This is a genomic window from Rhodococcus sp. 14-2483-1-2 (assembly GCF_002259405.1).
Taxonomy (GTDB): Bacteria; Actinomycetota; Actinomycetes; order Mycobacteriales; family Mycobacteriaceae; genus Rhodococcoides.
Genome location: NZ_NPFW01000021.1, coordinates 81092 through 100833, shown reverse-complemented (window position 1 = coordinate 100833; position 19742 = coordinate 81092). Strand labels below are relative to the sequence as shown.

Here is a 19742-nt window from a genome sequence, read left to right as displayed (position 1 = left end):
TGTTAGCAACTGCCGTGATTCAGAAAACGGGTACCGGCAAAACTTTGTTGTTGCTCACTTTGTCTCACTCCTCGGCTGCGGAACATCCCCGGAAATACGAATAGTGAAATGCACCGACTCGAGCGTCGGTGTGACAACTCGGCCTGTACTACCATCTGGACAATGACGACAGGATTTCCCGGTTTCGACGACCGCCTGAACGATGTGCTCGCCCGACAGGCGGACAGATCAGGCCAGTCTCCCGAGGCATACATTCGGCGAGCTGTTGTCGATCGAATCGTGCGAGAACTGTCCGAGGATCCCGATTCCGAGGTCGGTGCGCTTCTCAGAGCATTGGAGGACAGTACCGAGAACGGTGCCGGTCCGGCCGAGCCGACCAGAGAGTTCGGCACTCCGATCGACGACCCGGATCGGCTTGCTGCAGTGGCTCGAACAGGGCTGATGGACACCGGCTCCGATGCCGGATACGACCGGGTCGTCGCCATGGTGGCCGACGCGCTCAGTGCCCCTTCTGCTGCATTCTCGCTCCTCGACGACAGGCGTCAGTACTTCAAGAGTGCCGTCGGGCTTCCCTCGGAACTCGATGGCGCGCAGGAGGTTCCCCTCGAGGGTTCGATCTGCCGATACGTGATCGACACCGGTCGGCCGTTGGTGGTCGAGGACGTTCGATTGCACGACGTACTCAAGGACCATCCTTCGGTACAGGCGAACATGTTGGTCTCGTACCTCAGCGTCCCACTCACCGACGACGACGGTCATTCGGTGGGCACTGTGTGCGTGTGGGATCAGCGACCACGGCAATGGACGACCGGTCACATTCAGATTCTTCAGGACCTTGCCTGGATCATTCGCGAGCGGATACTCGGATAAACGACGCGAATCAATATTCGTTCCGTAATCAGGACTCTCAACAAACTCTTGGTCTTTTTTGCGTGACTCGATCGTTAGCACGCGCCCGTGTCGGTATGAATTGATTGGGATATCTTTACCGAATCCGAATCGATCCGAGCCCCCGGAAGTGGTTGTGCCCCAAATATTGGAACCAGCGCGAATTCGGCCTCGGCCGGTGACAACCGATTCGTCTGCCGTACCGCGAGCTATCGCCGACCGTCTCCGAGTCGATCCATGGCACACCGGGGTCACTGTTGCTCTGGATTCGGTCGCTGCCATCGTGGCCGTGGTCGGAGCGTTGCTGTGGCACGCCGGAAATCTCACCGACTCAGGGCTGCTCCCCTGGCTGTTCGTACCGTTGCTGATCGGCATCCTCGCCGGCAAGTCCATGTACCGACGAAGCCTCCGCCGCAACTTTCTCGACGAGATCGGGCCGGCAGAAACGGCCGTCGCCTTCGCGTCACTGGCTCTGCTCGTCACGATGTTCCTGTCCGACACCGTCTATCGGCCCAGCGCCATTGTGCTGAGGCTGTGGCTGTTGAGTGCCGTCACGATCGCGCTCGCCCGTCTCGCTCGGGTCGTGCTTCAGCGCGTCATGCGTTCCAAGTACGGATGTGCCGCGCCGACCATCGTCGTCGGCAACGATCCCATCGCCCATCAACTCGCCGCGCGAATGCGCCAGTTCCCCGAGTACGGACTCGCGCCCGTCGGGTACGTCGGCGACGCACCGGCAGCCACGCTCGACCCGAGTGACAACGATCCGACGAGCCTGGTTCACCTCGGGATCACGACCGACTTCGAGGCAGTCGCCCGCAGCACCGGGGCCGAGGAACTGATCGTTGCCTTCGCACCGAGTCAGGACAGAGAATTGGTGGCTGCGATCAGGGTTGCGCACCGGCTCGGTATGCGGGTGTGGGTGGTTCCGCGGCTGTACGACACCGTCGGTTTGCACACCCGCATCGAGCACATCGGCGGACTGCCCCTGATGGTCCTTCCGCACGTCGACCCCAAAGGCTGGCAGTTCGCCGTCAAAGGGGCTCTCGATCGGATCCTGTCCGCAGTCGGTGTTCTGTTGCTCTCCCCTGTCTTTCTGACTCTCGTACTGCTCGTGCGCCTGAGTTCGCCCGGCCCGATCTTCTTCAAACAGGAGCGAATCGGCCGCGACGGACTACCGTTCGACTGCTTGAAGTTTCGCTCCATGCGCCCTCCACGTGCGTCCGACGCCGAGTTCGAGCGGAAGGCCGGGGACGCGCCCGGCGGTGTCGAGGGAGTCGACAGACGAACGCGAATCGGCAAGATCATGCGTCAGACCTCGCTGGACGAACTTCCGCAGTTGCTCAACGTACTTCGCGGCGACATGAGCCTGGTCGGCCCGCGACCGGAGCGCCCCGAGTACGTCGATCTCTTCGAGATGCAGATCCGTCGGTACGGAGAGCGGCACCGCGTCAAGGCCGGAGTGACCGGGTGGGCTCAGGTGCACGGCCTGAGGGGCCAGACATCCATCGCGGACCGCGCCGAATGGGACAATTTCTACATCGAGAACTGGTCCGTGTGGCTCGATGTCAAGATTCTGTTTCTCACGGTTCTCGCCGTTCTGAAGCGCGCCGAGGACTGATCGTGGTCCACGCCGAACACGGCCACGTTCGGGTCACCGCGTGATCACGTACGTTGCGCTCGCTTTCGGCGCAGCGGTGCTGCTCGCGCTGGGCTGCGCGGTCGCCTCGGCCATCTACCGTCGGCCGCAACGCGGTGTGTTGCTGTTGGCGGGATTGGTTCCACTGCACGGCCTTCTGTTTCTCGTTCCCCTCCCCGGGGTGGTGTCCGGCTGGAAGGAAGGCCTGGTCGTCTTCACGGTTCTGTGCGCGTGGTTGCGTCGACCCCGACACGTTCGTGGCTCGACGCCTCGGGTGTTCATGCCGTGGTGGCCCGCGGCCGTCGTCTTCGTCGTGTTCGGCAGCGTGTCTGCGTTCGCCACGTTCGGAATCGTCGGCGTGTTCGGCATCAAGGTGACCTTCTTCTACATCCTGCTGGTGGTCGTCATGTGGCTTGCACCGTTCGACGCCACGGACCGCGACCACCTCGTCTCCGTTCTCATGGGTATGGGTGTGTTCACCTCGGCGGTGGGCATCGCACAACTCCTGGCCGGACCCGCCGCATTGGTGTCGTTGGGGTACGAATACGGCACCCAGGTCCGAACATCGGGTGGACTGCTCCGCACGTTCAGCACGTTCAACCTGCCGTTCCCGTTCGGGCTGTACGTGATGTTGGCGTTGCTCGTCGGTGGTGCGGTCGCGCTGGCCGATCCACATCGTCGGCGAAACATGTTGTTTCTGTGCGCGACTCCGATGATGGTCGTCGCCATGTCCAGTTCGATCGTGCGAGGAGCAATTCTGGGGCTCGCGGTCGGAGCCATCTACCTGATCGCTGTGCGCTTCCGCTACCTCGCCGCGCCGCTCGCTCTGGTAGCGCTGGCCGTGGCGGTCACGGTTCCCTTCGTCCCCAAGATCACGTCGGTCTTCTTCTCGTCGAGCAGTCTGGGTCAACGCGGCGACGGCTGGGCCAACACCATCGCCAGCATCCTGATCCATCCGTTCGGGACGGGGCTGGGGTCGAGTGGTTCTGCGGCAGACAGCATTTCCACCGCCGAGGGTGTCGCATTCACGCAATCGGGGCTCTCCACCAACTACCAGCCCGACAACTACTACGTGAAGGCACTGCTCGAACTCGGACCGATCGGCCTGTGGGCGGTGATCGCTTTGCTCGTGACGTCGCTGCTGTGGTGCACTCGCCTGTCCCGAGCGCTACCGGGCAGAGACGGCGCACTGGCACTCGGTGTCGGTGCCTCGATCGTTGCCGCCATGTTCGCCAGTCTCGTCTCGACGTATTTCGAGATCTTTCCGATCGATGTCTATTTCTGGCTCTTGTTAGGAGTGGTGGGATGCGCAGCAGCGCAACACGAATCGTTTTCGGGGCGCTCGCCCTCCGGCCGGGCGGAAGCGGAGTACAGACCTACATTCGCGAGCTCCTGAACGAGTTACCGCACTGCCTACCCGATGCCGATCTCGCCGCGTCGGTGCAGCGCGACGCCGTCGGTGAGCTCCCTCCCTCGGTCACGGCGATGGAGCGGCCTGTCACCAGCGGTGCAGCTCGTGCGTTGCTCGGGGCCCTTCCTGTCGGTCGTTGCGATGTGGTGCACGGTCTGGACGTCGACCTGCCGTTCCTCACCAAGGCCTTCACAGTTGCGACGGTGCACGACCTTTCGGTCATCGACATGCCGTCGGCCTCGAGTCGATTTCGCGCGCTCGGCGAACAGAGACTGGTACGGCGCACACTGCGCCGCGCAGATCTGCTCATCGCGGTCTCGCAGTTCACCGCCGATCGAATCAAGGCGGTCAGCGGGCGCGACGCCACTGTGGTCGGCTTGGCACCCGCAGCCTGGGCCACCGTCCCCACCGACAGCCGGGTGGACGTCGTTCGGTCCAAGTACGACTTGCCGGACCGTTTCGTCATGCAGGTCGGAACGGTGGAGCCTCGCAAGAACGTTCAGCTGGTGGCCGACGCAGCGGAGAAACTCGGAATTCCGTGTCTGCTGGCCGGGGCAGGCTCGACCGGTCCCCACGCTCCCCGCAATTCCCGGGGACTCGGTTACGTCGATGTCGAGGATCTACCCGCCCTCTACGCTGCCGCGACAGTCACCGCATACGCGTCTCGGTACGAGGGCTACGGACTCCCGCCCGTCGAGGCCATGGCGTCGGGCGGCGCGGTTGTCGCCAGCGCCGTCGGCGCCCTCCCCGACGTCGTCGGCGACGGTGCCGTTCTCGTCGAATCGGAGAACGTGGACGACTGGGTACATGCGATGAAACCCATCGCTTTCGACGGGGACGCCCGCGCAGCTCTTGTCGACGCGGCAGCCGTTGCCACCCGCGAGATCAGCTGGCGTCGAACGGCGGAACTCACCGCCGACGCGTATCGAGCCGCAGGCGTGGTCTGATGGCCGAGGAGCTCGCGCTCGACGGCACCGAGCAGCCCCCGGACTACCGCGCCATCGCAGCGGATCCGAAAGCCGCGGCCAAAGCGACGATTGCCGTTCTGATCAGCAGAGTGATCATCGCGACGTTGGGGTGGGTGGGCAGCGTCGTCGTCGCGAGGTCCCTCGGACCGGACGAGTGGGGCCAGTTCAGCTTCGTCTTCGCGCTGCTCGGCTTGATGTCCGTCGTGACCGATCTGGGGGTCGGACGCGTCGTGCTGGCGAAATTGATGGACGACGATCCCGAGGAGATCGGTCGAACGGCGTCGTCGTTTCTCGCTCTGCGTACCGTTCTCGGGTTGGTGGGGTACGTGCTGGCCGTCGCATACGTTCTGCTGCTGCAGTATCCGAGCGAAGTGGTCCTCGCGACGGTGGTGGGCGGACTGGTGGTCGTGTTCGCAACGCCGGGTCACGCATTGAGTGTGCTCTTCCAGAGTCGTCACCGTCTGGTACTCGTGGCCGTTGCCGAAAGCGCCGGGCAAGCAATCCAATTGGCGTTGACCGTGCTGGCGGCCGTGCTGGCCCCCACCCTGCTGATCTTCGTTCTCCCGGCCGTGGCCAACGAAGTGTTCAAGTTGGTGACCAAGGGTTTCGGCATCGGTAACCGTTCCATGGGCCTGCGACCGTCGCGGCACATCGAAATTCGTCGCTGGGGGCCCTACCTGAAGGAGGCCGTGCCACTCGCGATCGGCTTCGCTCTCACCATCGCCATGCTCAAGATCGACATGTTGATGCTCAGCCTGCTCGACACGTTCGAGGCCGTGGGACTGTATTCCATCGGCTACAAGTTCTCGGACGTGATCGACACCTTCGTCCTGGCGGCGGTTGCACCGATCAGCACCCTGCTCGTCGCGTCGTGGCCCCACGACACCACAGCATTTCGTGCACGCTCACGTTCGGCCGCACTGCTGTTCGCGCTCTTCGGCGCTATGGCTGTCGCGGCGTTCGTGCCGTCGGCCGAGCCGCTGATCGGCCTGCTGTACGGCGAACGGTTCACCGACGGAGCTCACGCAGCCCGTCTGCTCGTCATCGGTGCGGCGCTGATGTCGTTGGTGATGCTGGGAATTTTCCTGCTCGCGTCGGCCGGAATGCAGCGGCACTACCCCGTGGTGGCATTGGTCGGTCTGGCCCTGAACATCGGGTTGAACCTGTTCCTGATCCCGCGGATGTCGTACGACGGAGCTGCGATCTCGACCGTCGTGACGATCGGCACCACCCTCGTTCTCTTGTGGATCGTGATCGCGCGAAGCATGCCCGTATCCAGACTGCTTCCAGTGCAGTCCATTTCGGTGACAGTCGTGGTGACCGCGGCCACTACGGTCGGCGGCTGGTTCCTGGTGCAGCACCATCCCGGCCTGTGGCTGCTCATCTCGGTCGCGGCAGCGCTGCTGGTCGCGAGCGTGCTCTACGCGTTCGTCGCCATCGGACTCGTCGAGTCTCCACTGCCGGGGCCGGCCGAGAAGGGACGACACCGTGCGCACTCCGAATGACCACCGACACAACGGACACATCGCCCGATTCCGGCCGTGCCCTGCGGAGTCGAAGTCGGGTTTCGCGGATGTAGCTGACCATCGTGCTTGTTCTTCGAATGTTGTTGATGTGCAGTTTCATTCACGAGCGGCACGGTTACGCGGACTGCACTCGGGCCCGGCTATCATCGAGCCTGTCGGCTCCACGAATCTCCGAAGCGGTACGTCCGCTCGCATCGACGACGGAAGGGTACGCGGTTGATGTCCGTCCACGATGCCATACACCGGGGCGACGTGCCCCCACCTATCGATCTGGCGGGACACATGCGTGAACTCGGCCGGGCACTGCTGCCCGCCGTGATCATTGCTGCGCTGGTCGGTGCAGGCGTGTTCTACCTCAGAAGCGAACTCACCGACAAGCAGTACGCCGCGTCGGTCGTGGCCGAGATCGAACCGGCCCAAAGCCTCGTTCCCGGTGACGCGTTCATCGAGCAGATGCGCGCACCGTTCGTCGAGTTGGCGACCGACCGCAGTGTGCTCGATGAGGTCCTCACGCAGGTCGACTCCGGACTGAACGCTGCCGAGCTGGCGTCGAGCGTCGAACTCTCCCCCGGCACCTCGCCTGCACTGCTGACCGTCACGGTGACGACCCGATCTCCCGAGCTCGCCGCAGATCTGGCTCGCACGATGGTGTCGACCATGGCAAGTACCAGCACTGCCAACGCGATCCGCGACTCTCGCGAGCGCACGGAGGAAGCGCAGTCCTCGATCGATGCGCAACAGGCTCGAGTGGACGCTCTCCCCGCCGACGACCCGAGCCGGGCCGCGGCCGTGTCCGAACTGGCCGAACTGCGCACCCGCCTGAGCGAAGTCGAAGCCGCTGCGGGAGGAGATCGACTGGTCGTGCTGTCGAACCCCGAGCAGAGCACCACACCGGTGTCACCGAAGCCGGTCTCGGAGGCACTCGTAGCCGCTCTCGCAGCCCTCATCGTCGCGGCCGAACTGATCGTGTTGCTGCGAGGACGCCTCGGACGCAGGCCCTCTCGTTCCTGGGCACGTCGGGTCTCCCGCAAGTACGGAGCGCACTTCGACCCGACGGCGGGTGATGCGGTGCCGCCGGCCGTAGCTGCGCGGATGGCAGCACTCGAACGCGGCGATCGACCCGCCTCGAGGGGGGCTCGACACGCAGCTCCCAGGGGCGACAGCGTGATCGTCCTGTTGGTCGGCGAGGGTGCCGTGTCGGAGTCGACTCACGATCGGCATCGGACAACCGAACATCGCCGAGGCACCGCAGAATTCGGGTTGTCGGAGCAGTGGTGGCAGCACACGGAAGTGGGCGAAGTCGAGACCGTCGTGGTGCTGGTGTCCAGCCGTGGACGGGACAAGAAGGCAGCAACCGCCGCGCTGCGGCGGCTCGACGACTTCGACATACCCGTGCACCTGGTCCTGCAGAGCAAGAACTCGACCCGACGAGTGGAACAGACCGCGCAGACGATCGCGCCGGAAGGCCGCAGCCATGCCAGCTGACAGAATTGCCGTCGTACACGAAAGATTCACCGAGATCGCCGGATCCGAGCACGTCATCGAACAGCTCGCATTGCACTGGCCTGCGGCCGAGGTGTTCGCGCCGATCTCCAGGCCGGCCGGGGTCCCGTCGGGGATCGGCCGCGAGGTGCACACGTCGAGCCTGAACCGGCTGTACAACGCGTTGGGGCAGCGGTCCTACGCGCCCGTCCTTCCGATGATGCCGCTGGCATTTCGGCGCATGCCGCTCGAAGGTTTCGATGCAGTCGTGGTCAGCCACCACGCCTTCGCAACCCAGGCCGTGTTCGCCACGGACTCCCCGGTGATCGCCTACGTGCACAGCCCGGCACGGTGGGCCTGGGACCCCGAACTACGCGCAGGCGAAGGCGGCGGTAGAGCCGGAGCAGCGATCTTGACGGCACTGTCGGCCGTTGCCCGCCGATGCGAGATCGCTGCCGCACCGAAACTGACCACCGTGGTGGCCAATTCGACTGCAGTGGCACGTCGCATCGAGGACTGGTGGGGCCGTGACGACGCGGTGGTGGTCCATCCTCCCGTCGACACCGAGGGATTCACGCCGGATCCGTCCGTCGAGCGAGAGAACTTCTTCCTGCTCGCGGGTCGCCTGGTCCCCTACAAGCGTCCGGACATCGCGGTGCGCGCTGCCGCGGAGGCCGACGTTCCCCTCGTGGTGGCGGGAGACGGCCGTGCGATGGACGCCTGCCGGAAACTGGCCGGACCGAAAACGACCTTCCTGGGACGGGTTTCACACGAGAAGCTTCTCGAACTGCATCGGACGACGCGCGCCCTTCTGATGCCGGGAGTCGAGGACTTCGGCATCGTCCCCGTCGAGTCCATGGCGACCGGAACACCCGTCATCGCCCTGGGCGACGGCGGTGCCATTGACTCGGTGGTACCCGGAAAGACCGGGGTGCACGTGGCTCCGGGCTCCGACGACGAAGTGATCGCCGGATTTGCCGAGGCCATGCGCTCCTTCGACCCCGCAGACTACGACCGCGCCGGCATTCGCGCGTGGGCGGAGGGCTTTTCGCGGGCAAACTTCCGCAGTCGGATGCAGGAGGTCGTCGATGCCGTCCGCTGAGCGTCGATACCGCGCAACTGCGCTGGATCGTGTCTTCGCCGATACCCGAATTGTCACCGCGGTCGGCCCCGTTCGTGGTCTCGATGTCGGACGTACGAGACGAACGCTCACGGCCGCCGAACAGGTCGGTACCGAGGCACACCTCGCCCTGGAACCGCGGTCGGACGCTCGTCTGTGGCGCTACCGCACCGGCATCGCAGGTGACAACGTCTCCGCGAGCACCGATCCCACGGACGACCTGGGCAAGATGCTCACCGACATTCGATCTCGACACGGAGAACGCAGCCCTCTCGACGTGGTCGTGTTCGACGACCATCTCGCGATCGACTACTCGCACGGAATCGGGGACGGCCAGATCGGCGTGATGATGTTGGCGGCATTCTGCGACGATGCCGACGGGTCACTGGTCCCCGGGCTCGCGGTGGGACTACCGGCGAGCGCAACTTGGAAAGCGTTGTGGCGTCAGTATTCTCGGAATCCGATGACCTTGGCGGACTTCTGGAAGCTGCGCGGTCGCCACCGAACCGAGGCCGACGTCGAGTCCGCTCCCCGTCGCAGAATCGAGAACTGGGAAGCCGCGAAGGTCAGCCGAGCCGCGCACATGAGCCGAGCCCGTGTGGACGAACTCAAACACTGGACGGCCGAGCACATGCCAGGAGCGACCGCCGCGTCGATCTCGATCGCACTGTGGAGTGCGGCTCTGCGGGCCGAGGGCGTCGACGTCGCCGAGCACATCATGGTCTTGTTCAACAGTCGGCGTTATCTCGATTCGGCGCAACAGAATTCGCACGGGAACTTTGCCGTCGGCATTCCACTTCACCTCCCGTCGGGCACGTCACCCGTCGGCATCACTGCGACAATGCGCGAGGTGATCGAATCGGGTTGGCCGATAGCAGTATTGGCGATGTCACTGCTGCGCGATGCTGCGTCGCGAATTCGGCCTGTTGCTCGCTCGCAGACCGATTCGGTCGTCGAGGTTCCCGAAACACTGAGGCTGGCCGTCAGCGACCTCGGGCGAGTGCGGGTGTTCGATCATCTCGACTGGTTCGACGACGGCAGACCGCCGCAGATGGCCGCGTCGCTCGAACCGGACGGCCCGGACGGCTGCACCATGCTCATCGCCGAGATTGCCGGTGGGCGAACGTACACGGCATCGTTCTGCAGCAAGATGATCGACGTCACGGTCATCGATTCGGCGCTGCAGAGGATGTGTGAAGACCCCGTCGCTCTGCTGCACCATGCATGACGAGTCACGAGTTCGACTTCTCGAACCACCCTTGCCACACAGACGGGCCCACACATGACCGACGAGTCGACCGTGCTCTTCCTCGCCCACACGGGACAGGTCTCCGGTGCCGAGAAGGTACTGCTGAATTTGATCGACGAGGCCGAGCGCCGCGGCCACAGAACTGTGATCGCCTGCCCCGCGGGACCACTGGCGCATCGCCTGCCGAGCGCAACCCGACACATCCGGATCGACGAGCTGGGCCTCGGAGGTGAGCACGGGGCCGCACGCGTCGTCGCCGCCGTACGCCTGCTCGGCAGATGGATCGGAGCCGCGCGCGCAGTGCGCACCGTCGCGCGTGCCCCCGGAACCGCAACCGTCGTCAACTCGCTGTTCGCGCTCCCCGTCGTACGACTGTGCAGGCCCACCCGCGGTGCGTCGTGGCTCGTTCACGACACCATGAACTCGCTCAAGCAGCGGGTGGTGGTTCGATTCGCGCGGCCCGCCGTCCGTGTCGCGGTGTCGGTGTCGGAAGCAACGGCAGTTCCGCTCCGCGCGGCCGGCCTTCCCGTGGTGGTATCCCACAACGGAGTGCCGTGGCCGGTGCCTCGCTTCGGCGGCGAACTTCACACCCCGCCGGTCGTCGGTATGTTGGCTCTGCTGACACCGTGGAAGGGTCACCGAGTTCTCCTCGATGCCGTGGCCACTCTTCCCGACATCCGAGTCGAGCTGGCAGGAGGCAGCTTCCCCGGCGATCGGGACTACGTATCGGAGCTCCACGCACGTGCGGCCGAACCGGACCTCGGCGGCAGGGTCGAGTTTCTCGGGCACACCGACGCCCAGTCCGCTCTCCGCAGGTGGGACGTCGTAATTTCGGCCAGTACGTCTCCGGAGGCCGGCCCGTTGTCGGTACTCGAAGCGATGTCGCACGGGTTGCCGGTGATCGGAACAGATCACGGCGGTACCCACGAATTCCTCGTCGACGGTGCCGGGATACTGGTCGAGCCCGGCAACGCCACAGCCCTCGCGGCCGCCATTTCGACGGTGGTGGCCGATTCGGATCGGCGGCGGACTCTCGGGGACGCCGCGAGGGACCGAGTTGCAAGCCGCCACGACATCGCCGAGACACTTCCCGCCTTGCTGCACCGCCTCATCAGCTGACAGTCATGCCCATCGCGCGAGCACCCGCGCGGGAAAATGAACGAAGTCGAACCCCGGCGCAGGCGGCTGTGTTTCAATCGGGACCCGATTGGAACGATGGGGGCTGATGTGACTCGCGCCATGACGAGATCCAACGAGCATTATCAATGGTGTATCGGCGTGATGACCAGCCTCGCGTTGACCACCGCGGTCAAACGCATCGTCTCCGCTGCTGCCTTGGCCATGGCCGTCGTCGTGACCTTCGAGCTCGCATTCGGCTACGGAGCCACGACGGCGATCCCGTCGATCGTGCAGTGGACGTGCATGATCGCCGCATACATCATGGGCGCGTTCTGGTGGTTCGGTCCGTGGCCGACGCTCGGGCAGGCGTTCGCCTTCGTCGTCATCGCGAACGTCGCAATTTTCGGGGCCACCATCACGGCAGATTTCGCGCCCGAGGTCACGCTCGGAAAATGCGCGTTCCTCATCCCGATCGGCATGCTTGCCGGCTTCTTCTTCGACAAATGGCGGTTGGCCACGCACATTGCTCTCTGCCTGCTCGGAACCACGGTCGTCGCGGTCTATATCGTGGTCGAGCGCGGCGTGGACACGTTCGTGGCGGTGGTCCTGTGGGCTCCGATCGTCATCTCCTTCACCGGCTTCGCCCTGCTGCTGCAGGCAACCACCCAATCGATGCGTCTGGAGTTCGAGTAACCGACATGCACACCTTCACCCTCCCCCACACCGGGACAGACGTCTCGAGCATCGTGCTGGGGTTCATGCGCATCACCGATCTGGACGACGAACGGATCAGACGATTGGTGGACACCGCTCTCGAAGTAGGCGTCACGGTGTTCGACCATGCCGATATCTACGGCGGTACCCCGCACACGTGCGAGAAGCGATTCGGCGATGCGATCACCCTGACTTCGTCGCAACGCGAGCACATCAGCATTCAGAGCAAGGTCGGCATTCGGGAGGGCTGGTTCGACTTCTCCAAGGAACACATCGTCACCACTGTCGAGGCGTCACTCGAGGCCCTCGGCGTCGAGTACCTGGACACGCTTCTACTGCACCGACCGGACACCCTCGTCGAGCCGGAGGAGGTCGCAGCAGCGTTCGATCACCTGCACGCGTCGGGCAAAGTCCTGGGCTTCGGCGTCTCCAATCACACACCCGGCCAGATCGAGTTACTGAAAACTGCTGTCAGTCAACCCATTCTGTTCGATCAGGTGCAGCTGAGCATCGTGCACTCGCCGTTGATCGCGGCGGGTCTGACGGCCAACATGGGCACCGAGGATCAATCGATCGACCGCGACAACGGCTTGCTGGACTACGCGCGAACGCGCGGCATCACCCTGCAGGCGTGGTCACCGTTCCAGAGCGGTACGCCCTCCGGCGTGTTCGTGGGCGACCGCGAGAACTACCCCGAACTGAATGTGGCACTGGACGAGATCGCCGGCGCACACGGATCCACCCCGTCAGCGGTGGCAACGGCCTGGATCACCAGGCACCCGGCCGACATCCAGGTCGTGCTCGGCACCACGAGTCCCGATCGAGTCGTCGAAGCTGCCGGCGGTTCGGACCTACGCCTGACCAGGCAGGAGTGGTACCGCCTGTTCCGAACGGCAGGCCACACACTGCCCTGAACGCCACTCAGCAGCATCTCATCTTCCGTTACCTTATCGTTACCGACTAGCTATCGGTCCGTGATGGTCAAGCTTCGGTTCGGTGACGTTGCACTGTCAGGATTACCGCACGGCATGCACCGGAACCTGTAGCCCTCGGGTTTCACCCCGTGCACGTCGGTCGCTAGGCCATCCGAACTGAGAGGTTCGCACCGTGACTGTCACCGACCACTTCGATTCTCACCTCGCCCCCGTCGAGCGCGGCAATGCTCATTACTCCATCGGCACAGAGTTCTACTCCCCTCGCCTGACTGTCGTCCGTGCGTCGGGCGATCTCGACCTGGGGGCTCGTACCGATCTCGCGCAGGCGCTCGACGACGCTCTGCGCGGCGAAACGGTTGTGCTGCTGGACTTGTCAGCGGTCGCCTTCATGTACTCGGGGGCAGCATGCGTGATCGTCGATGCCGCCGCCCGCAGTGCAGGCCGGCTCGAGATCTACGCTCCGACGCGGCCCGCACGCCTCGTTCTCGACGCATTGGGCGCGGCGACCATCGGGGCAGATCCGCGCGCTGCATGACCGGTGGAGGTTTGCGGTCCGCACGATTCGGCAAACCCCAGGAGGACAGCGACCCCGGACGGCACGTTCACCGTGAGTCGTCTCCACTGAACCGAAGCGGCTCGTTCGACTTGCCGCGTGGAGCATTTCACGCACACCGAGGCAAGGATCGACAATGTCCGACCAGTTCAGCAAGTCCGACCCGAGAACCGCGTTTCCGATGCCCGACCGGGCCGAGCAAGGACGTCTCGAGCACCCAGGACTGACCCGTGACATGGTCACCGTTCCCGACCACGGTGAGGATTCCTACCGTGGATCGGATCGTCTGCACGGCCGCAGAGCACTCATCACCGGTGGCGACTCGGGTATCGGCCGAGCCGTTGCACTTGCCTTTGCGCGCGAGGGTGCCGACGTTGTCATCGCACACCTCGAATCCGAGGGTCCTGACGCGCAGACCACTGTCGACCTCATCGAGGGAGCGGGCCGCGCAGGCAGAGCCATCGCCTGCGATCTCACCGACGAGTCGCAGTGTGTGCAATTGGTCGACACCGCATCCGAGGTACTCGGTGGGCTCGACATCGTCGTCAACAACGCCGCATTCCAGATGGCCCAGATGGGCGGGATAGCCGACATCACCACCGAGCAGTTCGATCGGGTGCTCAAGACCAACCTGTACGCCTTGTTCTGGATCTCGAAACGCGCTGCAGAGATCATGGACGCAGGATCGACGATCATCAACACCACCTCGATTCAGGCATCGAACCCTTCTCCGGAATTGATGGATTACGCCACGACCAAGGCAGGAATCGTGGCCTTCACCAAGGGCCTTGCCGGCGACCTTGCAGAGCGTGGAATTCGCGTCAATGCTGTTGCGCCGGGACCGATTTGGACACCGCTCATCCCCGCGACGATGCCGGCGGAGAAGTACGAGAAGTTCGGCGAGACCGTCCCGCTGGGGCGACCTGGACAACCCGCAGAGCTGGCACCGGCGTATGTCTTCCTGGCATCGAACGAATCGAGCTACAACACCGGCGAGACCATCGCGGTCACCGGTGGCACGCCCTTCAACTGATCCTGTCGCCGTCCCCTTCAGCGCGCCACGCGAGCAGCACACCGTTTCCCTCGGGTCGTCGCCACGGCAGGAACAGCGCGACGGCAAGCGCACATGCCACAGCGGCTCCGACGGTGACGAACGACGCGAGCTGAAAGCCCTCCAGGCAAGCAGCTTTCATCGCGTAGATCAGGTCGGCCTTCTGTGTCGCGAAGATCGGGTTGGTCGGCGCTTTCACGATCTCGATCACGCTGACGACCGTCTCGCGCGCGAATGCCTTCTGATACGGCTCCATGATCGCGTCGGGTATCGCGTCGATCTTCGGACTCACCTGAGCGGTGTAGATCGATGCGACGATCGACCCGAGCACGGCTACCCCGAGCGTCCCGCCGACCTCTCGCGTGGTGTCGTTCACCGCCGAGCCCGCACCTGCTTCGTCGAGCGTCACCGAGGACATGATCGACTCGGTGGCAGGGCCCTGCACGATCGCCAAGCCGAGGCCCATCAGAATCATCGAGACGAGAACCGGCCCCAGATAGGGCGTTTCGACTTCCACCTGCCCTGCGATGAACATTCCGGTGCTCATCACGATCAGCCCGAAGAAGATCACGGCAGTGGTTCCGATGCGTTGCGCAACGATCGTCGCCAGCGGCGCACCGATTGCGATGGATACAGCGAAGGGCAGCGAGTGAATGCCGAACTCCAGTGGGGTCAACTCCATCACCCCCTGGAAATACTGGGTGATCATGAACAGGAAGCCGAACATACTGAAGTACGCCACGGCAATTGCCAACGCGGGCAGTGAGAATCGCCGGTTCCGAAACAGATTCAAATCCAGCACCGGAGACGGTGTTCGCAGTTCCCACCAGACGAAAGCGACGATGGCAGCCGATCCTGCCAGGTAGGCTCCGACGCTCGTTGCAGACAACCAACCGTTGTGTGGCGCTTCGATGATCGCCCAGACCAGCACGGTGATGCCCGCCAACGACAGCGCGATGCCCAGGGGGTCGTACTTGCCGACATGCTCTGCTTTGGACTCCGGCACGCAGGCCAGCGCAGCCACCAGAACGAGCAGTGCCACAGGAACATTGATCCAGAACACCGAATGCCACGAGAAGTGCTCGAGCAGGAATCCACCAGCCGTCGGGCCGATGGCGATGGCGAACCCGGCCATGGCCGTCCAGGCCGCGATGGCCAGCGCTCGCTCCTTGGCGTCGGTGAAGATGTTGATGATCAGTGCAAGGGTCGCCGGAAACACCGCGGCCGCACACACTCCCATAGCCGCTCGGGCCGCGATCACCTGGCCCAGATCGGCTGCGACGGCGCCGCCGACCGACATCACCGCAATACCCGCCAATCCGACGACCATGATCTTCTTACGACCGTAGCGATCGCCGAGGTGACCAAACGCCAACAGCAATCCAGCGAACGTCAGCGTGTAGGCGTCGACCACCCACTGCAATCCGCTCATCTCGGCACGCAGCTGCAGTCCCATCGAGGGCAGCGCGACGTTGACGACGGTGTTGTCCAGCACGACGAGCAGCTCGGCTGCGCAGATCACGATCAGCGCGAGGTATCGCCGACGGAATTGGGGCACATCCGCCAGGTGACGGGAGGTGGTGGGTGACGACATCGGAATCCCTTCCACTATGACGGTTGGCATAGTTCATGAAGGGAAGTTAGCTGTAACTCGAAGTTATAGCAACACCTGCCGCCCCATCCTGGCCGGCATCAGCGGCCGGCCGACGCCTCCAGCACCGCCTCGAGCAGGGCCGACAACTCCCCCTCGGTCCGATCCAACGCCGTGGTGGAGCGCTGCGCCTTGGCCATGATCAGCGCACCTTCGATGGCGGCGATCGCGAATGTCGCCAACGCGTACGACCGCTCGCGAGTCAATCCGCGCTGCCAGAGAGACGCCGCTATCACGTCCTCCCAGGACGAGAAGGACTCACCTGCCGCGGCCACGGCCTGCGGCGCATGCAGCCCCTCGAGCGCGGCCGGCGCGACAGGACAGCCCGCAACGAAATCCGTGGCCAGCAGTTCGCTGCGGAATCCCTCCAGAATGGCCCGCACGGTCGCAGACGGACCGGCGGAAGCCAGGCCGGCCGAAATCATCGCGCTCATCGCGGCACCCGCAGTACGGGTCGCCTCTTCCACCAACTGAGGTTTGCCGCGGGGAAAATGGTGATAGATCGACCCGCGCGGCGCGCCCGCATGATCGATGACGTCTGCCAGCGAGGTGGCGTCCACGCCGCGTCGACGAAACAGGTGCGCGGCGCTGCGCAACATGTCGTCCCGAGCATTGCTTCGATTCGCCATCCGAACCCCTCCCGAGGACACCACAATGATTGACGTGACGCCTCGTTACATCTACAGTCCCTCTGTATCTATGTTGTCCATCATAGCTTGAGCCGCAGTCCAGGAACCGGAGAAACGCCATGTCCCCTGACACCGACGTGATCGACCTGAGCAGCCCGCTCACCCTCGCCGGCGGGCAGATCTTGCCGAATCGTGTGATGAAGGCAGCTCTCAGCGAAGGACTGTCCACCGCCGAGCACGGTCCGGACTCCCGCCTCGAAACGCTGTACCGCCAGTGGGGCGCGGGCGGCTACGGCCTGGTGGTGACCGGCAACGTGATGATCGACCGATCTCACCTCGGCGAACCGGGCAATGTCGTCATCGAGGACGACCGCGACCGCGACGCTCTGGCCCGTTGGGCGAAAGCAACGTCCGACGGCGGTGCCCCCATCTGGATGCAGCTCAATCACCCGGGCCGGCAGGCCAACCCGATCGTCACCCGCACCAAGCCCGTTGCACCGTCCGCGGTCGCCCCCAACATCCCGGGAATTCCGGCACCGCGGGCGTTGAGCGAGAACGAGATCCGCGACATCATCGGCCGATTCGCCACCGCAGCGGCCGTGGCCGAGACGGCCGGTTTCGACGGCGTCCAGATCCACGGGGCGCACGGATACCTGGTTTCGCAGTTCCTGTCGCCGCTGTCCAATCGACGCGACGACGCCTGGGGCGGCGACCTCGACGGACGGATGCGATTCGTACTCGAAGTCGTCCGCGCAATCAGAGCAGCGGTGTCCCCGAGTTTCGCAGTGGGAATCAAACTCAATTCCGCGGACTTCCAACGCGGCGGCTTCAGCGAGGAAGAATCACGCATCACCGTCGAGCATCTCGTTCGAGAATCCATCGATCTCATCGAAATCAGCGGTGGCAGTTACGAATCACCCGCGATGATGGGCACTGCGAGCACCCGCGATCGTGAGGCGTACTTCCTCGAGTACGCGCGGACGGTGCGCGACGCGGCAGGAACCGTGCCGCTGGCGGTCACCGGCGGCTTCCGCACCCGCTCGGTGATGAATGCGGCAGTGCAGTCGGGTGAGTGCGACATGGTCGGCCTCGGCCGTCCGACTGCCCTCGCCCCTGCCGTCGCGAACTCTCTGGTCGACGGCACGCTGGACCGGGTCGAGTCGCCGCGCGTGGGTCTTCGCGTCCCGTCGAAGTCCAGCGCGTTCAAACAGATCAACGGCGCACTCGATCTGCAGTGGCACACCGACCAATTGCAGCTCATCGGCGCTGGACGGCAGCCGAATTCCAGCCGCCCGGCGTGGAAGACTGCCGCCACGATGATGCAGCGCAACGGCTGGGACGCGTTTCGCAACCGCCGAGGTGCCGCTCGGGCGGACACATCTGCTGCCGTGACGAAGTTCCGCCGCGAGCGCTTGATCGGGAAGTACCTCGCCAATCCCATCGTGAACGGATTGACGTCCCTGGGAGTGACGACCTCCCTGGTGACCGACCTCGAGACCGTGGGACGCAAGACCGGGCTCGCCCGTCGCGTGCCGGTGTCGGCGGCATTCGACGATTCCGGTGCGTGGCTGGTATCGCAGCACGGCACCAGGTCCGGTTGGGGTGCCAATATCGCGGACATACCGGGAATCCGGATTCGAGTGGGCAACCAGTGGCGCAGCGGCACAGCCACATTCGTACCCGACGACGACGTCGTCGTCAGAGCGAGGTCGTTCTCCGGCAATCCCCTCCTCGGACGCATCATCGGAGCCGGCTTCCGAGCGCTCCAGACCGACCCGGTCTCGGTCCGCATCGAGTTCGACGAATGACCAGTTCTTCACAATCGACTTAGGTTTGGTTTACTTAAGTCGTGAAGACAGTCCCCCACTTGTCCGTCGCCCTCGGCGCGTTCCTGGTTGCATCTCTGCTCTCGGCTTGTGGTGTCGACACCGAACGGGCGGCCACGAACTCCGCGACCCATTCGGCCACCACGCAGTTCGGCACCGTCGAGGTACCGGATCGAATCGAGTCGGTCGTCGTCATCGACGGACGACGCGACCTGGACATCGCCCTGGCGTTCGACTTGCCCATCGTCGGGATTCCGGTGGAAACCGAGGCTCCGCCGGAAATTCCCGGTCCACTGACCGAGCCCACCAGGATGCTGCTTGCAGACGGAGTGCCAGAGCTCTACCCCCGAAACACGGTCGATCTCGAAGCAATTGCCCGAGTGGAACCGGACTTGATCATCGGTCGCGACGAAGTAGTCGAGGAGATATACGACCAGCTCAGTGAAATTGCGCCGGTACTGCCGGTGGGCTCCACCGGCACCGGAGTCAGCTGGCAGCAGGACGTCACAACGATCGGCGCGGCACTGAATCTTCGGGACGAGGTGGAAACGATACTGAGCGAGTACACCTCTCGCGTCGACGAGCTCACGTTGCAGTATGCCGACGCGATCGCGAACACCGCGGTCCTGCCGATCAGTACGTCCGAGGAAGGTGGGATCTCGATAGGACGCGACCGGGTGACCTCCATCGTGCTCGAAGACGTGGGAGCCCGCTTCGCTTCCGCCTGGAACGACGCTGACCCCGAAATCGAGTACGGCCCGGAGAACGTTACTGCCGCATCCGACGCAGTGGCCATGATTGCCTCGATCACCTCGGAGCAGGACCTGCAGGCCATGAACGCCAATCCGATCTGGAGTGGCCTGCCTGCCGTGAGAGACGACCGCATCGTGCGGACCGACAAGTTCACCAACGACGGTGGACCACTGACCGCGCTGTGGACCCTCGGCCTGGTGGAGAAGCTCTACGCCCGGAGCTGACCGAGAT

Annotated in this window: 17 protein-coding genes; 15 read left to right on the top strand and 2 right to left on the bottom strand. The window is 64.2% G+C overall.

What is annotated here, in order from left to right; translation table 11 throughout:
• Positions 1 to 162: 162 nt before the first annotated feature.
• The 13 genes from CH295_RS18970 to CH295_RS18910 all read left to right on the top strand — a co-directional run bounded on the left by CH295_RS18970 (position 163) and on the right by CH295_RS18910 (position 14634).
• Positions 163 to 870, top strand: coding sequence for a GAF domain-containing protein (locus CH295_RS18970; RefSeq protein WP_094741644.1), 708 nt, complete (start codon positions 163 to 165; stop codon positions 868 to 870).
• Positions 871 to 1066: 196 nt separating this feature from the next.
• Entirely contained in the window at positions 1067 to 2506 is a 1440-nt protein-coding gene (locus CH295_RS18965) for a sugar transferase (RefSeq protein WP_252342109.1), read from the top strand.
• A gap of 40 nt (positions 2507 to 2546) precedes the next feature.
• Positions 2547 to 3920, top strand: coding sequence for an O-antigen ligase family protein (locus CH295_RS18960; protein ID WP_094741643.1), 1374 nt, complete (start codon positions 2547 to 2549; stop codon positions 3918 to 3920).
• The gene (locus CH295_RS18955; RefSeq protein ID WP_094741642.1) at positions 3830 to 4882 is read left to right on the top strand and encodes a glycosyltransferase family 4 protein; all 1053 of its coding nucleotides are present in this window, start codon (positions 3830 to 3832) and stop codon (positions 4880 to 4882) included. The genes CH295_RS18960 and CH295_RS18955 overlap by 91 nt, the downstream gene beginning before the upstream one ends.
• Positions 4882 to 6408 (top strand): flippase, encoded by a 1527-nt coding sequence (locus tag CH295_RS18950; protein WP_094741641.1) that lies wholly within the window; start codon positions 4882 to 4884, stop codon positions 6406 to 6408. The genes CH295_RS18955 and CH295_RS18950 overlap by 1 nt, the downstream gene beginning before the upstream one ends.
• Before the next feature lie 273 nt (positions 6409 to 6681).
• The gene (locus CH295_RS18945; RefSeq protein ID WP_094741828.1) at positions 6682 to 7914 is read left to right on the top strand and encodes a YveK family protein; all 1233 of its coding nucleotides are present in this window, start codon (positions 6682 to 6684) and stop codon (positions 7912 to 7914) included.
• The gene (locus CH295_RS18940; RefSeq protein WP_094741640.1) at positions 7904 to 9013 is read left to right on the top strand and encodes a glycosyltransferase; all 1110 of its coding nucleotides are present in this window, start codon (positions 7904 to 7906) and stop codon (positions 9011 to 9013) included. Before CH295_RS18945 ends, CH295_RS18940 begins: the two co-directional genes overlap by 11 nt.
• Complete coding sequence (locus CH295_RS18935; protein ID WP_094741639.1) at positions 9000 to 10259, top strand: hypothetical protein; 1260 nt, start codon at positions 9000 to 9002, stop codon at positions 10257 to 10259. Before CH295_RS18940 ends, CH295_RS18935 begins: the two co-directional genes overlap by 14 nt.
• 54 nt (positions 10260 to 10313) lie before the next feature.
• Positions 10314 to 11399, top strand: a complete 1086-nt coding sequence (locus CH295_RS18930; RefSeq protein WP_094635594.1) for a glycosyltransferase family 4 protein — start codon at positions 10314 to 10316, stop codon at positions 11397 to 11399.
• Positions 11400 to 11519: 120 nt separating this feature from the next.
• Positions 11520 to 12092, top strand: a complete 573-nt coding sequence (locus CH295_RS18925) for a giguanylate cyclase (RefSeq protein ID WP_252342108.1) — start codon at positions 11520 to 11522, stop codon at positions 12090 to 12092.
• A 5-nt stretch (positions 12093 to 12097) separates the two neighbouring features.
• A complete protein-coding gene (locus tag CH295_RS18920; protein WP_094741637.1) occupies positions 12098 to 13027 on the top strand; it encodes an aldo/keto reductase in 930 nt (309 codons plus the stop codon).
• Between the two features lie 193 nt (positions 13028 to 13220).
• Positions 13221 to 13583 carry an STAS domain-containing protein gene (locus CH295_RS18915; RefSeq protein ID WP_094635597.1) on the top strand — a complete coding sequence of 121 codons (363 nt, stop codon included), beginning with the start codon at positions 13221 to 13223 and terminating at the stop codon, positions 13581 to 13583.
• Between the two features lie 154 nt (positions 13584 to 13737).
• Positions 13738 to 14634, top strand: coding sequence for an SDR family oxidoreductase (locus tag CH295_RS18910; RefSeq protein ID WP_094741636.1), 897 nt, complete (start codon positions 13738 to 13740; stop codon positions 14632 to 14634).
• On the opposite strand, the gene CH295_RS18905 is transcribed toward CH295_RS18910, so the two are convergent.
• Positions 14627 to 16246, bottom strand: a complete 1620-nt coding sequence (locus CH295_RS18905) for an MFS transporter (protein WP_094741827.1) — start codon at positions 16244 to 16246, stop codon at positions 14627 to 14629. The two genes, CH295_RS18910 and CH295_RS18905, sit on opposite strands and share 8 nt — an antisense overlap.
• Positions 16247 to 16344: 98 nt before the next feature.
• On the bottom strand, positions 16345 to 16932 hold the full coding sequence (locus tag CH295_RS18900) for a TetR/AcrR family transcriptional regulator (protein WP_230596355.1): 588 nt from the start codon (positions 16930 to 16932) through the stop codon (positions 16345 to 16347).
• Between the two features lie 119 nt (positions 16933 to 17051).
• Here CH295_RS18900 and CH295_RS18895 point away from each other — a divergent pair, with 119 nt between their 5' ends.
• The gene (locus CH295_RS18895; protein WP_094741635.1) at positions 17052 to 18740 is read left to right on the top strand and encodes a nitroreductase family deazaflavin-dependent oxidoreductase; all 1689 of its coding nucleotides are present in this window, start codon (positions 17052 to 17054) and stop codon (positions 18738 to 18740) included.
• Between the two features lie 41 nt (positions 18741 to 18781).
• Positions 18782 to 19735 (top strand): ABC transporter substrate-binding protein, encoded by a 954-nt coding sequence (locus CH295_RS18890; protein ID WP_252342107.1) that lies wholly within the window; start codon positions 18782 to 18784, stop codon positions 19733 to 19735.
• Positions 19736 to 19742: the final 7 nt, after the last annotated feature.

What these genes read in the sequence shown, in the direction of transcription:
- CH295_RS18970 (WP_094741644.1), top strand. Translation starts at nt 163, where the DNA reads ATGACGACAGGATTTCCCGGTTTCGACGACCGCCTGAACGATGTGCTC.
- CH295_RS18955 (WP_094741642.1), top strand. Translation starts at nt 3,830, where the DNA reads ATGCGCAGCAGCGCAACACGAATCGTTTTCGGGGCGCTCGCCCTCCGG.
- CH295_RS18950 (WP_094741641.1), top strand. Translation starts at nt 4,882, where the DNA reads ATGGCCGAGGAGCTCGCGCTCGACGGCACCGAGCAGCCCCCGGACTAC.
- CH295_RS18940 (WP_094741640.1), top strand. Translation starts at nt 7,904, where the DNA reads ATGCCAGCTGACAGAATTGCCGTCGTACACGAAAGATTCACCGAGATC.
- CH295_RS18935 (WP_094741639.1), top strand. Translation starts at nt 9,000, where the DNA reads ATGCCGTCCGCTGAGCGTCGATACCGCGCAACTGCGCTGGATCGTGTC.
- CH295_RS18930 (WP_094635594.1), top strand. Translation starts at nt 10,314, where the DNA reads ATGACCGACGAGTCGACCGTGCTCTTCCTCGCCCACACGGGACAGGTC.
- CH295_RS18925 (WP_252342108.1), top strand. Translation starts at nt 11,520, where the DNA reads ATGACGAGATCCAACGAGCATTATCAATGGTGTATCGGCGTGATGACC.
- CH295_RS18920 (WP_094741637.1), top strand. Translation starts at nt 12,098, where the DNA reads ATGCACACCTTCACCCTCCCCCACACCGGGACAGACGTCTCGAGCATC.
- CH295_RS18910 (WP_094741636.1), top strand. Translation starts at nt 13,738, where the DNA reads ATGTCCGACCAGTTCAGCAAGTCCGACCCGAGAACCGCGTTTCCGATG.
- CH295_RS18905 (WP_094741827.1), bottom strand. Translation starts at nt 16,246, where the DNA reads ATGTCGTCACCCACCACCTCCCGTCACCTGGCGGATGTGCCCCAATTC.
- CH295_RS18900 (WP_230596355.1), bottom strand. Translation starts at nt 16,932, where the DNA reads ATGGCGAATCGAAGCAATGCTCGGGACGACATGTTGCGCAGCGCCGCG.
- CH295_RS18895 (WP_094741635.1), top strand. Translation starts at nt 17,052, where the DNA reads ATGTCCCCTGACACCGACGTGATCGACCTGAGCAGCCCGCTCACCCTC.